General features: G+C 66.9%; 7 protein-coding genes. 3 read left to right on the top strand and 4 right to left on the bottom strand.

The genetic code is table 11. The features are described from left to right. Positions 1-64: 64 nt before the first annotated feature. Positions 65-1,168, bottom strand: coding sequence for a glycine cleavage system aminomethyltransferase GcvT (gcvT, locus tag ACE191_RS19085; protein ID WP_400193839.1), 1,104 nt, complete (start codon positions 1,166-1,168; stop codon positions 65-67). A gap of 183 nt (positions 1,169-1,351) precedes the next feature. Here gcvT and ACE191_RS19080 point away from each other — a divergent pair, with 183 nt between their 5' ends. From ACE191_RS19080 to ACE191_RS19070, 3 genes are all read left to right on the top strand, one after another. Further along, on the top strand, positions 1,352-1,723 hold the full coding sequence (locus ACE191_RS19080; RefSeq protein WP_400193838.1) for a CZB domain-containing protein: 372 nt from the start codon (positions 1,352-1,354) through the stop codon (positions 1,721-1,723). Positions 1,724-1,746: 23 nt separating this feature from the next. Beyond that, a complete protein-coding gene (locus ACE191_RS19075) occupies positions 1,747-3,264 on the top strand; it encodes an ATP-binding protein (protein WP_400193837.1) in 1,518 nt (505 codons plus the stop codon). A 69-nt stretch (positions 3,265-3,333) separates the two neighbouring features. Next, positions 3,334-3,792 (top strand): response regulator, encoded by a 459-nt coding sequence (locus ACE191_RS19070; protein ID WP_400193836.1) that lies wholly within the window; start codon positions 3,334-3,336, stop codon positions 3,790-3,792. A gap of 105 nt (positions 3,793-3,897) precedes the next feature. On the opposite strand, the gene ACE191_RS19065 is transcribed toward ACE191_RS19070, so the two are convergent. The 3 genes from ACE191_RS19065 to ACE191_RS19055 all read right to left on the bottom strand — a co-directional run bounded on the left by ACE191_RS19065 (position 3,898) and on the right by ACE191_RS19055 (position 14,625). Next, positions 3,898-4,473, bottom strand: a complete 576-nt coding sequence (locus ACE191_RS19065; protein WP_400193835.1) for a ribonuclease HII — start codon at positions 4,471-4,473, stop codon at positions 3,898-3,900. A gap of 106 nt (positions 4,474-4,579) precedes the next feature. Next, positions 4,580-4,822 (bottom strand): hypothetical protein, encoded by a 243-nt coding sequence (locus ACE191_RS19060; RefSeq protein ID WP_400193834.1) that lies wholly within the window; start codon positions 4,820-4,822, stop codon positions 4,580-4,582. A gap of 155 nt (positions 4,823-4,977) precedes the next feature. Beyond that, a complete protein-coding gene (locus ACE191_RS19055) occupies positions 4,978-14,625 on the bottom strand; it encodes an Ig-like domain-containing protein (RefSeq protein ID WP_400193833.1) in 9,648 nt (3,215 codons plus the stop codon). Between the last annotated feature and the right edge of the window lie 53 nt (positions 14,626-14,678).

Below are 14,678 nucleotides of genomic sequence, written 5' to 3'. Positions count from 1 at the left end.
AAAGCAGTTGCCAGCCGTGGGCCCGAAGACCCGACAACTGGCAACTAGCAACTGCCAACCCGAATTATTCCTCCGTGCCTTTCACGAAGGGCAGCTTGGCGACGGTGGCGGGCAGGTTTTTGCCGCGCACCTGCACGAAAATCGGGGTACCGGGCGCGCTCAGCTCGGTTTTCACGTAGCCCAGGCCGATGCCCTTGCTCAGGCTCGGCGACTGCGTGCCCGAGGTAACCTCGCCGATAACCTCGCCGGCCTCGTTCACCAGCGGGTAGTGGGCGCGCGGAATGCCGGGGCCGTCCATCAGGAAGCCCACCAGCTTGCGGCTCACGCCCTGCTCCTTCTGCTGCTTGAGTGCGGCCGAGTTCACGAAGTCCTTGGTGAACTTGGTAATCCAGCCCAGGCCGCCCTCCAGCGGGGAAGTCTGATCGTCGATGTCGTTGCCGTAGAGGCAGAAGCCCATTTCCAGGCGCAGCGTGTCGCGGGCGCCCAGGCCGATGGGCTTGAGGCCGTAGGGCTGGCCGGCTTCCAGAATCTTGTTCCACACCTGCTCGGCCGACTCGTTGGGAATGTACAGCTCGAAGCCGCCGGCGCCGGTGTAGCCCGTGGCCGAGATAATCACGTTGGGCTGGCCCGCGAAGGTGCCCTGCACGAAGGAGTAGTAGGGAATGCTCTTCAGGTCCACGTCGGTCAGGCTTTGCAGCGCGTCGGCGGTCTTGGGGCCCTGCACGGCAAACAGGCTCAGCTGGTCCGACACGTTTTCCAGCTCGGCGCCGAATTCCTCGTTGAAGCGGCTGATCCAGTTCCAGTCCTTGTCGATGTTGGAGGCGTTGACCACCAGCATGTAGTCCTCATCGGCCAGCTTGTAAACCAGCAAGTCGTCCACGATGCCGCCCTGCTCGTTGGGCAGGCAGGAGTACTGGGCCTTGCCGTCGGCGAGCTTGCTGGCGTCGTTGCTGGTCACGCGCTGAATCAGGTCGAGCGCCTTGGGGCCGCGCACGCGGAACTCGCCCATGTGCGACACGTCGAAGATGCCCACGGCGCGGCGCACGGTGTGGTGCTCGTCGAGGTCGGAGGAGTAACGCACGGGCATGTTGTAGCCGGCGAAGGGCACCATCTTGGCGCCGAGTTGCTGGTGCACGTCGTTGAGCACAACGGTCTTCAGGTCGCTCATGGAATCGGGATACGGAAAGAACAGTGGGGAAAACGCACCGCGGCGGAGCGGCGGGGCAAAAGTAGCCAATTCGGCCGGCCGGCCACCCAACCGTATCTTCGCGGGTTCCCTGGCCCCGGCCCCCTGTTTTCCGGCCCCTGTTTTCCGGCCCCGGCTCCCGGCCCCGCCCCGACCGGCTACCCCATGACCCACGACGACCTCCAGCGCGAATTCAACACGGCCCGGCTCAAGCACCGCGTGTTCAAAGCCAAGCTCCGCTCCTTTCTCTACGGCAGCGGCACCGACGAGCAGCCCATTCGCGACGCGCAGGTGTGCTCGTTTGGCCAGTGGCTGCTGCAGGTGGGCCTGCCCCAACTCGGGCACCTGCCCGCCATGCAGCAGCTCGAGCGCGTGCACACGGCCATGCACGCCACCGCCAACCGCCTGCTCGACCTGCACCAGGCCGGGCAAGCCGAGGCCGCGGTGGCCGGTTTGAGCGAGGTTGACCGCATTGCCGAACAAATGATGAGCTTGCTGCACATCATTGAGGAGAATTCGCGTAGAGAAGGCCGCTAACGCCCCGCGCCTTTTCCCGCTGCATGAAGCTCAAGCTCTCCACCCGCATTTTCATCGGTTTCCTGGCCATTGCGCTGCTGTTTCTGGCGGTGGTCATCGTCAACTACCAACTCTCGCGCATGGTGCTGCGCAACTCGCAGCGGGTGGCCCAGTCCCAAAACCGCACGGCCCAGTCGACGCGCATGCTGCGCAGCATTGTGGACATGGAGGCGGGTTTCCGCGGCTACCTGCTGGTGGGCAACGAGCGGCTGCTGGACTCTTACTACGAGGGTGAGCGGCAGCTGCTGGGCAGCTTTTCGCTGCTGCGCAACGAATTTCTGCCCAACGACCCGCAGTACCAGCGCCTGGTGCGGGCCCAGCGCCTCTACGAACAGTGGTCGGCCTACTCGCACCTGCTGGTGGCCGAAAAGCGGGCCGCCCGCCAGCGCAATCCCGTGCAGGAAGGCCTCGACGGCATGGAACACCGCAACCTGGCCGCCGACCTCACCGGCAAGCGCCTGATGGACCAGATCCGGGTGCTGTTCCGCGGCTTCGACCGCACGGAGCTGGCCTCGCGCGAGAAGCAGCGCGAAAAGCTCGCCGACAGCATCCGCCAGACCCGCGTGCTGTCCATCGTGCTCACGCTGGTGGCCCTGGCCCTGGGTTTGCTCAGCGCCCTGCTGCTCACCCGCCTGCTCACCCGCCGCATCAACACCATGGTGCAGTTGGCCCACCGCATTACCCAGGGCGACTACCACGTGAACGTGGCCGACCCGGCCCACGACGAGCTGAGTGAGCTGGCGGCCTCGCTGAACTCCATGGCCGGCACCATCGGCACTACCATCACCCAGCTCGAGCGCCGCAACCAGGAGCTCGACCAGTTTGCCTACGTGGTGTCGCACGATCTGAAAGCGCCGCTGCGAGGCATCGAAAGCGCCTCGCGCTGGATTGAGGAAGACATGGGTCAGGATTTGCCGCCGCACATCCGCGAGTTTCTGCTGCTGATGCGCGTGCGGGTGCACCGCATGGAAAACCTGATCAGCGGCATTCTGGAGCTGGCCCGCATCGGGCGGGTAGAGCAGCTCGACGAGCGCGTGGACGTGCGCGAGCTGCTGACGGAAATTGTGGACGTGCTGGCCCCGCCCGCGGGCTTCCAGGTGCTGCTGCCCTCCTACCTGCCGGTGATGCTGGCCCCGCGCGTGGAGCTGCACCAGGTATTCAGCAACCTGCTCAGCAACGCCCTCAAGTACCACCACGACCCGGCCCACGGCCTGGCGCGCATCAATTACCGCGAAACCGCCGACGACTACGTGTTCACGGTGGGCGACAACGGCCCCGGCATCGCGCCCGAGTACCACGAGCGGGTGTTCGTGCTGTTTCAGACGCTCAACGAGCGCGACACTGTGGAAAGCACCGGCGTGGGGCTGGCCATCGTGCGCAAGATCGTGGAGCGCCACGGCGGTACCATCCGCCTCGATTCGGCCGAGGGCTTTGGCGCCACCTTCACGCTCTCCTGGCCCAAAAAACCAACCGCCGGCGTGGCCCGCCCGACCGTTGGATAACTTGTCGTGCCCCCCCTGTCGTATAACCCCGGCTTCCCTACTCATTTTCCTGCCTCTCTTCCTGCCGCCATGTCAACAGAATCCCCGACGTCCGCCAGCATCTTGCTGGTGGAGGACGACCAGATGGATACCATGAATGTGCAGCGCGAACTGCGCAAGCACAACATCGACGTGCCGCTTCACATTGCCCGCAACGGCCGCGAGGCCCTGAGCTTGCTGCGGGGTGAAAACGGTAAAACGCCCATTCCCAAGCCCAGCGTGGTGATGCTCGATTTGAACATGCCCCGCATGAACGGCCTGGAGCTGCTCGAAATCCTGCGCTCCGACCCCGAGTTCGTGGGTCTGAATGTGTTCATCATGACCACCTCCGACCTCGAGTCGGACCGCCTGAAAGCCCAGCAGCTGGCCGTGAGCGGCTACATCATCAAGCCCCTGAACTTCGACCGCTTCGGCGAGGGCGGCTCTACCGTCGACGGCTTCAGCTTGTTTCTCGACCTGCTCAAGCTCAAAGACCAAGAGCAGGCCTAGTGGTGAGGTGGTAGGTTGACACTCGGCTCGCGCCTCGCCTGATAACGCCAAACGGCCCCGGTAACGCTGGTTACCGGGGCCGTTCGACTTTGAAAGCAGGTTGACTTACAGCAGCCGGAAGCCCAGGCGGTGGTGCGGGGTGGGGCCGTGGGCACGAATGGCGGCGCGGTGTTCGGCGGTGGGGTAGCCCGCATTGCGGACCCAGCCGTAGGCCGGAAACTCGATGGCCAGGGCGTGCATGTGCTCGTCGCGGAAGGTTTTGGCCAGCACCGAAGCCGCGGCAATGTGCTGGTAAGTGGCGTCGCCGCGCACCACGCAGCTGTGCCCGATGCCGGGGTAGGCCTTGAATCGGTTGCCGTCGACGGCCAGGTGGGTGGGCGCTACGCTCAGCTGGGCCACGGCGCGGTGCATGGCCAGGTAGCTGGCCTGGGCAATGTTGTAAGCGGCAATTTCGTCGGGCGAGGCCTGGGCCACGGCCCAGTGCAGGGCTTCGCGGCAAATCAGCTCGCGCAGCTGCGCCCGGCGGCGCGCCGGAATGAGCTTGGAGTCGTTGAGGCCGGGCGCGTGGAAGTCGGGCGGCAGGATGACGGCGGCAGCGAAAACGGGCCCGGCCAGGCAGCCGCGGCCGGCTTCGTCGAGGCCGGCTTCGTGGGGCTGGTCGGTGCAGGAGGCAAGGAGCATAGCGCCGGCAAAGGTACGGCCCGCTTCAACCGCACTCCGGCCCGGCCATAAAAAAAACCGCCTCCCCGTGGTGGCGGGAAGGCGGCCGAATTGGGTGCAGGGCCGACTAGTGTTTGCCGGCCGTGCTACCCGTAATGTTATCCGGTTCGCCGCGGCGCAGGCCCTGGCTGTCGCGCGGGCCTTCGTCCAGCTCTCCGTCCTCGTCGGTGCTCATGTAGTCGTTGGTGATGGGCCCGAGGCCGCCGTTTTGCTGCTGCAGTTCGGCTTCGACCTGGGCGTGCTTCAGGTTGAAAAGCGGGTCGCCGGGTTGGGGAGTGTTCTGGTTGGTGGATTTTTGGTTGTTAGCCATAAAGGTGCGGTGCCGGCCGGAATGTTGGCGGCCGGCGTTACCTAAGGTACGGCCTGAAAGAATATGGAGTTAAGCCAATATTAAGGCCCCGCAAAAAAAACGGCCGCTACCCGGAGGTAGCGGCCGTTTGCCGTTCGTGAGGGGTCCATCCACCCTTATTGTTTCACGAAGCGGCGGGTAAAGTGCAGCCCGTTGGCGGTTTGCACTTTCAGCACGTAGGCGCCGGTGGGCAGCTGGCTCACGTCGAGCACCGTGCGCAGCGAGCTGCCCAGCTCCTGGGTCAGCAGCAGCGCCCCGGTGGTGGCGTACACCGTCACGGTAGCCTGCTGGGCCGGGGCCAGCACCTGCACGTTCAGCACGTCGGTTGCCGGGCTCGGGAACAGCCGCAGCTCAGCCTGGGCGGTCGTGCCCTCAAAGCTGACCGTGCGCGGCTGCGAGGTGCTGCTCGTGCCGTCGAAGTCGACCTGCTTGAGGCGGTAGTACACCGTGGCAGCCACGGCAGCCGCGTTGGCATCGACGAAGCTGTAGCGCTGCCGGGCCGCGGTGGTGCCGTTGCCGGCTACCTCCCCTACTTTCACGAAGCTGCGGCCATCGGTCGAGCGCTCCACTTCGAAGCGGGCGTTGTTTTTCTCCGATGCCGTTTCCCAGGTCAGCAGCGCATCCACGCCCTTGGCCCGGGCCTCGAACGTCACCAGCTCCACCGGCAGCGGCAGCAACCCGATGCTCACAGTCAGGGGCTGGGTGGTGGTGCCGCCAAACTCGTCGGTGGTGGTGATGTTCACCGTGTAGGTACCGGCCACCAGCAGCTGGCGGTTGGTCACGGTAATGGCTCCGGTAACCGGGTTGAGGCTGGTGCCGGGGGGCAGCGGGTTGCTGCCGGCCGCCAGCACGGCCGAGCGCACGCCGTTGTCGGTAACCTGAGCCGAGGCGTTGTAGGCCCCGCCGTTCACGTCAAACACGCTGCTGATCAGGTCGCCGTTCTGGTAGGCGTTGTTGGTACCGCCGCGCACCGGGGCGTTGGTGTACGTCGAGGCGTTGTCGAGGCCCACCGGAATGGTGTAGAACGCCGTGCCCGAGGTTGCCCCGCTGTTGTCGGTCACCGTGAAGGTGAAGAAGGCATTGCCCACGAAACCGGCCGCCGGCACGAAGCTCAGCTGCGCTGCCTCGGCGGGCGTGAGCTCCTGGTCATCTACCACGGCCACCCCGTTCAGGTACAGCACGCCACGGGTTGCCGGCGGCAGCGTGGCAATGGTGTAAGCGGTTATCGTACCGTCGGCGTCGCGGCCGGTCAGCGGCGACAGCGCCTGGGCTTCCACGGCCGTGTTGCCGTCGGGGGCCGTCACGCTATTGGTCACGGCCAGGGCCTGCGGGGCCAGGTTGGCCACGCTGGTCGTTACCGAAGCCGAGTTGCTGGTGCTGGTTTCGGTAGTGGTGGTCGTCACCGAAGCCACCGGCGTGATGCTGCTCGTGCCGAAGGTGAAGGTAATGGTATTGGTCAGCTGGCTGGCCGTACCCGGGGCCAGCGAGGCAATGGTCGGGAAGGTCACCAGCCCCGTGCCGGGGTCGTAGCTACCACCGCCCGATACTGTCACGCCGGTCAGGCCGGTGGGCAGCTGCACCGTTTGCACCACGTCGGCCGCGGCCGAAATCCCGCTGTTGAGCGTCACCACCGAGTAGGTTACCGGGGCGCCGGGCAGGGCCGAAGCCGGACCGTTGATGCGCGTGGCAGCGTTGGCGCGGGGCGAAATGGTCACCGTGCGCTGGGCCACGTTATTGGCGGGCACGTTGTCCGAGTTGTCGGAGCTCACGCTGGCCGTGGCTACCAGGGGGCCTTCGGCCGGCGCATCCACCATGAAGGTGAAGCTAACCGTGTTTGAGCCGCTGGCGGCTGCCAGGCTGGTAGTCGTGGGCAGCGTCACGATGCCGGTGACGGCGTCGTAGGTAGCCCCGCTGGTACCAGGGGCAAAGTCTACCAGGCCGGGGCGCAGGGCCACCTGCGAGGTGACGTTGCCGGCCGTCGTCGGCCCGTTGTTGGTCAGCGTCACGGTGTAGCTGATGACCTGAGCGGTGGGGCGCGTGGCGAAGTTCGAGGTAATGGCTACGGCCAGGTCGCTTACGTTGGTCGTCGGCTGGTTTACCGTCGTCGTCAGCGTAGCCGTGTTGTTGGCCAGCTGCTGGTCGTTGGTAGCCGCGCTGGTTACGGCCGTAGCCGTGGCGTTCAGGCTCGTGGCGTTGGGAGCCGTCAGCGAGATAGTGCTCGTCTGAGCGCCCGGGATGCCCACCGCCACGTCGGTACGGGCCGGGAAGGTCACCAGACCGGTAGCCGGGTTGTAGCTGCCGCCGTCGGAAACCACCACGTCAGCCAGCCCGGTGGCGAGCTGTACCTGCGTCGTCACCGAAGCTGCCGGCGAGGGGCCGTTGTTCACGGTCGTTACGGTGTATACGGCCGTGTTGCCGTTGACCACCGTGCTCGGGCCGGCCAGGGTTACGACCACGTCGGAGGTGCGGCTGGTAGTGGTTACCACCGAAGCCGCGTTGTTGCTGGCCACGTCGTCGACGCTGGTGCTGCGCACCGCCGCCGTGGTTACGAACGAGCTGGCGGGCGGCGCCACGTAGGTGACGGTGTAGGTGCGGCTGGCGCCGCTCAGCAAGGTAATGTTGCCAAAGGTTACCAGGCCCGAGGTAGCGCTGTAGGTGCCCGAGGAAAGCGTGGGCGCCACGGCCAGGTTGGCGGGCAAACTCACCGTTTGCACCACGCCGGTAGCCGAAGCCTCGCCGTTGTTGGTGGTCGTCACGGTATAGGTTACCAGCTGGCCGGCCACGGCCGTGGTCGGGCCGCTGATGGTCGTGGCCACGTCGGCCTGCGGGGTTACCGTTACCGTGGTAGTGGCCACGTTGTTGCCGGGCATGGGGTCGGCCGTGGCGGCGGCAATGCTGGCCGAAGCCACCACGCTGCCGTACTCGGGTGCTACCACCTGGAAGGTGTAGGCCTGCGAGCTGCCGCTGGGCAGGCTGGGCAGCGGGGCCGTGCTGGTGATTTCACCGGTGGCGGGGTTGTAGCTGCTGCCCGAGGGCAGGCCCGTCACGGTGAGACCGGGGGGTAGGAATACGCGGGCCGTAACGTTGGTAGCGGCGGCCGGGCCATCGTTGCCGAAGGTTACCGTGTAGCTGTACTGCTGACCCGGAGCCGGGTTGGCCTGCGAGGCCGCCAGGGCCACGAACAGGTTGGCTTGCTGCGTCGGCATCGGGCTCACCGTGGTAGCCGGGGCCGAGGCGGTGTTGTTGCCGAGGTTGGTATCAGCCGCGGTGGGCGTTACGCTGGCCGTGGCCGTGAAGCCAGTGGCCGGGGCCGTAAAGCTCACCGAGTTGTTCACGCTCTGGCCAGCGGCTAGGGTCACGTTCGGGAAGGTTACGCGGCCGTTGTTTGAGGTGTAAGTGCCGTTGTTGGTCACGTACACATTGGTCAGGCCAATGGGCAGCTGCACGGTCTGCACCACGCTGCTGACCGACGACGGGCCGTTGTTGCTCGTCACTACCCCGAAGGTCACCAGCTGGCCGGCTACGGTAGTGGTCGGACCGTTGATGGCCGTGGCCAGGTCGTAGCTGTTGCTCACGTTCACCAGCACCGAAGCGGCGTTGTTGGTAGCGTCGGACTCGTTGGTGGCAGTGCGGATGTTGGCCGCGCCGGTGAAGGGTCCCGAGGCCGGGGCGTTGAAGGTCACGCCGAACGTGGCGCTGCCGTTGCCGGCCAGCGAGGCAATGGTCGGGAAGGTCACCAGCCCGGTTGTTGGGTTGTAGCTGCCGCCGTTGCTGAAGCTGAGGCCCGTCAGGCCTGCGGGCAACTGCAGGGTTTGCACCACGTCGGCCGCGGCGGTGGCGCTGTTGTTGGTGGCCACCACCGTAAAGGTTACCGGCGAGCCGGCTACCACCGTCGAGCCGCCGGCCGGGGCCGTGATGCTCGTGGCTACGTCGGTCGTGGGGGCCTGCACGGTTACGGCGATGTTGGCCTGGTTCGATACCACGCCCGTCGCGCTGCTGATCTGGTAGGGCAGTGAAGCCGTGCCCACGAAGCCGGTCACGGGGGTGAAGGTTACGGCCCCGGTGCTGGTGTTCACCACGAAGGTACCCTGGCCCGTGAGGGTCCGGCTGGTTTGCTGGCCAGCCTGATTCGGGTCGAGGTCCACCGAGCCCGCCACGAAGCTGCCGGTGTCGTTCTGGGTGGGATTGAAGGTCAGCGCCGTGTTCAGCGGCGTCGTCAGCACATCGTTCACGGCCACCGGAGCCGTGCCCACCGGAATGGTGTAGGTAGCGGCCGTGTTGGAACGCTGCGGGGTGTTGTCGACGGCGTAGAAGGTGAACGTGGCCGAGCCGCTGAAGCCCAGCACCGGATCGAAGCGCAGCTGCGCGGCTTGGGCGGCCGTGAGTTGCTGCCCGGCTACTACGTTCACGCCGTTCAGCGAGAGCACGCCGGCCGAAGCCGCGGGCAGCGTGGCCACGATAAAGCCGTCCACGGTCCCGTCCTGGTCGGTGCCGGCCAGGGCCGCAATCAGCGTCGGACCGTTGGTGTTGGCTACCGGGGCGGTGGTTACGTTGCTGGCCAGCGGGGGCACGTTGGTGGCGCCGGCGCAGAAGGCCGTGTTCGGAATCACCTGGCGGGCAATGCCCGCGGCGGTGTTGCTGTATTCGAGCACCAGGCGGTTTTCACCGGCCTGCTCGCCGTAGAAAATCATCAGGTTGTGCAGGCCCGCCGACAGCTCCACCGTCACTTGGTCGGTGCGCACGGCGTGGGCACCGCTGGCGTTGATGGTGGCGTTGGTGGCAACCGGGGTGGTGGCCAGGGCTGCGCCGTCGAGCCAGAGGTAGGTGGCGTCGTCCGAAGTCAGGTAGAAGGTGTACTGGCCCGACACCGGCAAGTACACGCTGCCGCGGATGCGGGCGGTGTACTGCTCGGGGTTGGTGGCATCGGTAGCGGCGGCCGTGGCCGGCGGAATGATGCTGCCCCAACCCGTTACCGTGTTGGTGTTGTTGCTGGCGAAGTTCAGCTGCGCGTCGTTGCGCACCAGCCCCGGCGTGCGGGTATTGAAGTAGCTCAGGTTGTCGGCGTAGTAGCCCGCGTAGTACTGCGAGTACAGGCCGCTGGTGGGCGCACCGCCGGCGTAGGGCGTGCCGCAGCCCGCCGGACCCGCGGCGCGTACCGGAATGGTAAAGGCCGCCGTGTTGGCCGACACCGCGCCGTTGTTGTCGGTAGCGGTGAAGGTGAAGCGGTAGTCGCCGCCGGCGCCGGCTACGGGGTCAAAGGTGAGCTGCCCGGCCTGAGCGGCCAGCACTACCTGACCGTTGGTCACCGGGTTGCCGTTCAGTGCCAGCACCCCTTGGGTAGTAGCGTTGGGCACGTTGGTGATGGTGTACGAGCTAATGCTGCCGTCGGCGTCGGTGGCGTTCAGGGCCGACAGCGTGGTGGCAGGGGCCGCGTCGGAGAGCGTGGCGTTGGTCACGTTCAGGGCTACCGGAGCCACGTTGCCCACCGGAATGGTGTAGGTGGCCGTGTTGCCGCTGGCGCCCTGGTTGTCGACGGCGGTGTAGGTGAAGGTGAAGTTGCCGTTGCTGGTACCCGCCGGGTCAAACGTCAGCTGGGTAATCTGCGTGGCGTTCAGCGGCTGGCCCACCGTCGCCTGGGCGCCGTTCACGAACAGCGTACCGCCCGCGGGCAGGCTCAGGATGGTGTACGAGCTGATGCTGCCATCGGCATCGGTGGCGCTCAGGGGCAGAATGGCCGTGGCGCCCGCGCTGCTCGGAATAACCGGCGTGTTGGTCACGTTGGCCGCTACCGGGGGCGTGTTGCTCACCGGAATGGTGTAGGTAGCCACGTTCGATACGGCGCCCAGCGGATCCTGCGCGCGGTAGGTGAAGGTGAAGCTGCCGTTGCTGGTGCCCGTGGGGTCGAAGGTCAGCTGGGTAATCTGCGTGGCCGTCAGCGTCTGGCCCAGCGTGGCGGGCGTACCGTTCACCGCCAGGGTGCCGCCCGTGGGCAGTGTTACCAGGGTGTAGGTCAGCGTGCTGGCCGCGTCGTCGGGGTCGGTGGCGCTCAGGGGCAGAATGGCCGTGGCCGCCGCGCTGCTCGGAATAGCCGGGGAGGTAGTCACGTTGGCCGCTACCGGCGCCTGGTCCACCACCGTGGTGATGTTGGCGTTGGCAGCCGAGCCGTTGTTGTTAGCCAGCACCGCGTCGATGGCCAGCGTGGTGCTGGCGGCCCGGCCGGTGGTGTTGGTGGCGGGCATGGTGAAGCTCACCTGGTTGGTGAGGGTAGCGCCGCTGGCCAGGCCGTTCACGGCCGTAAACGTCACCAGACCGGTGCTGCTGCTGTAGGTGTAGTTGGGGCTGGCGGGTACCGTCAGGCCCGTGGCCAGCTGAATGGTAGCTACTACGTTGTCGGCCGCATCAGGACCAGCGTTGGTAGTCGTGGCGGTGTAGGTCACGGTGCTGCCGGCCAGGGCCCGGGTCGGGCCGCTGATGGTGGTGGCTAGGTTGGCCTCGGCGCACCAGGCCAGGGAGGTGATATCCAGGAACTGGAAGGCCGGGTCGGTGACGGCGGTGGTGTTGCGGTAGGTCAGCACCAGGCGCGACACGGCCTGCGGGAAAGTCACAATCACGTTGCCGGCCGCGCTGGTGTTGCTGGCCGAGCCGGTAATGCGGTTGCTGCCGCTGTACACGTTGGTGCTGTTCGAGCCCAGGGCCACGTCGGCAGCCGCCAGGGTAATGAGCGCGTTGGAGGCGTTGTAGCCGTCCACGGTCAGCTCGTCGATGTAGCCGGTGCCCAGGTCAATGTCGCCCACATTCAGCGAGAAGTTGGTGAGCGGGCGGCTGAAGGTCAGCGTGACCGTGGCGGTTTTGGTGGTGCCGGTGCCGTAGTCGGTCGACCACACCAGGCCTTTGCCGGGCAGGGCGGCCTGGTCGTCGACGACGAGGCTGGTGCCGGCCGGGGCGGTGTAGCCGCTCGAGGTGATGGTTACGCCCTGCACCGTTACGCTCTGGCCGGTAGCCCAGTTCTCGCCGGTGCTGCGGGTGGCGAAGTTCACTAGGTTTTCCTGGCCGCAGGTGGCCTTGCTCACCGGAATGGCGTAGGTAGCGGCCGCACTCACGGCGCCGCTGTTGTCGGTGGCGGTGTAGCCGAACGTGGCGTTGCCGAAGAAGCCGACCACGGGGTCAAAGGTCAGCTGCGCGGCCTGGGCCGGGTTGATGGGCTGACCCACCGTTACCGCGTTGCCGTTCAGGGCCAGTACGCCCTGAGTGGTGGTGTTCGGAATGCTGGTGATGGTGAAGCCCGTGATGGTGCCGTCGGTGTCGGCGCCGGCCAGGGCCGGGGTGAGCAGCGTGGGGCCGTAGCTGCTGAGCAGAATGGGCGCCGTCAGGTTGGCGGCCGTGGGGGCCACGTTGTTGACCGGGATGGTGTAGGTAGCCGTGTTCGAACTCAGCCCGCCGTTGTCGGTGGCCGAGTACTGGAAGGCCACGTTGCCCGACGAAGTGCCCGAGGGGTCAAACACCAGGTTGGGGTAGGTAGCGGCGTTAACCGTCTGCCCGGCCGTGGTAATCTGCACGAAGGCCGTGGAGGTGGCGTTGTAGGCGTACAGCAGGCCCTGCGCCGCGGTGGGTACCGACACGAAGGTGTAGGTAGCAATGGTGGCGTTGCCGTCGGGGTCGGTTACGTTGAAGTTGGCAATCTGGGTAGCGCCGTTGCTGCCCGGCAGGGCTGTGGTAGTTACGTTGGCGGCCACCGGCGCGCGGTTAATCACCGTCGTTACCGTGGCGGCCGGGGCCGTGCCGTTGTTGTTGGCAGCGTTCGACTCGTTGCTGGTCGTCGTGCTGCTGACTACGCCGCTGATGGGCGTGGTAGTGGGGGCCGTAAACTGGAAGCTGGTCACCACGCTGGCGCCGCTGTTCAGGGTGCTTACCGGTTCCAGGGTCAGCACGCCCGTGCCCGAATTGTAGGTGGCGTTGGTGGGCAGGGTTACGAAAGTGAGGCCGGTGGGCAGCTGCACGGTTTGCGCCACACCGCTGGCCGGGTTCGGGCCGTTGTTGGTGGTCGTTACGGTGTAGGTAATGGTGCTGCCGGCGTTGGCCGTGGCGGGGCCGCTGATGGTCGACACCAGGTCGACCGTCGCGGCGCACTGCAGACCGAAGCTGATGACGTCGGTCAGGCCGCTGTTGCCGCGGGTGGCGCCGTTGGGCGGAAACTCCGTGAGCGAGGTCGAGCTGGTGGTGCCGTTGGCGCCGCCCGCTACGCTCAAGGTCAGCGCGGTGCCGGCGTTGGTGTAGGCCAGGTAGCCGCCGCCGCCGCCGCCGCCGGGGCCCTCGGCCTCGGCACCGTTGGCCGCCTGCGAGCCGCCCGTGCCGCCCTGGGCCTGCACGGTCAGCGAGGAAATCGTGCCGGAGGCGTTCAGCACGATGGTGCCGCCGCCGCCGCCGCCGCCGGGCGCATCCTGCCCGTTGGAGTTGGTGGTGCCCACGCCGCTAGCCAGAATCTGGCTGCTGGTAGCATTTACGCCCCGCACGGTGCCCCCGCCCAGGATGTACACAATGCCGCCGCCGCGGCCGCCGGAGGTGGCGCCGCTGTTGTTGCCGTCGCCGGCGCCGCCGCCACCGCCCAGAAACAGGCGCCCGGTGCGGTCGAGCGGGCGGCCGCCGAAGCCACCCTTGCTCTGGCGGTTGTCGCCGCCCCAGCCCGTGTTGCCGGGGCCGGTGGTCAGCGCGTTTTGCTCCGCCGAAGAATACGAATAGCCGCCGCGGCCGCCGCCGGGCGAAGAAGAAGTGGCAAAGTTCGCGCCCTCCAGGTTCCAGGCCGCGTCGAAGGCGTTGCTGGTGCCGCGGTTGGGCACGCCGGTGCCGGTCCAGGTGCCGGTGCCCACGTTGGAGCCACCGCCGCCGCCGGCGTTGTGCGAGTTGCCGCCGCCGCCGCCGTTGGCCGGAGCGCCCCGGCCAAAGCGGCCGGTGGTGTAGTCGGCCGCGCTGCCGGCAATGCCCTCCCCTTTCTCGGCGCCGTAGGCGCTGGAGGTCGAGCGGTAGCCAAAGTTGGCGTTGCCGGACGCGTCGCTGTCGTTTTCGGCCGCGCCCCCGCGGAAGCCCAGGCCGGAGGCGTTGATGGTGGTGCCAGTGCCCAGCAATACTTCGCCGGTGGCATCAATGGCAATGACGCCGCCCTGGCTGCCGTTCCAGGCTTCACCCGTGATGGAGTTGCCCGCGCCCGTGATGGTGAGCGTGGTGTAGCGGGGCACGCGCACCACCTGGGTGCGGCCGGCGCTGGAGTAGCTGTTGGTCAGGCCGCAGGTGAGCGTGATGGTGGTACCGGTGGCCGAGGCCACTTCCACCAGCTCGTAGCGGCCGGCGCTGTTGTAAGCCGTTACGTTGCCGTAGGTAGCGTCGTCGGCAGTGCTGATGGTGGCCCCCTGCATCTGGATGATCATCACCAGGTCGCCGGCGGCCAGGTTGCCGCTGAAGCGCGCGTTGGCGTTCAGCAGGCCGTTGGCCACGTTCAGGGTGCGGGTACCCGCCGCGGCATTGGCCGTGAGCGTGGTGTACTCGTTGACGATGACGCCGACGGCCGAAACGCTGCGGGCGCCGTCTTTGCCGCGCTGGGCCTGGGCCGGCGCGAGGCTGCCCAGGGCAGTTGCCAGCAGCAGCAGGGTCCTGAGCAGCCAGCCAGGACCGGCGCGCCGGCCCCGCGGGGCTGTTAGATGCTCGTAAGCCGGGGAGACGCCTGACGGGCCACCGGCCGGTCGTTGCGCTCGGAAGCGTAGGAGTGTAACCATGAAAAGAAGAAAAGGGTGAATGGACGCTTCAGGTGGAACTGTGAGCTGTGAAA

This window comes from Hymenobacter sp. B81 (assembly GCF_044628455.1).
Taxonomy (GTDB): Bacteria; Bacteroidota; Bacteroidia; order Cytophagales; family Hymenobacteraceae; genus Solirubrum.
This window is presented reverse-complemented; position numbering and strand designations above follow the sequence as displayed.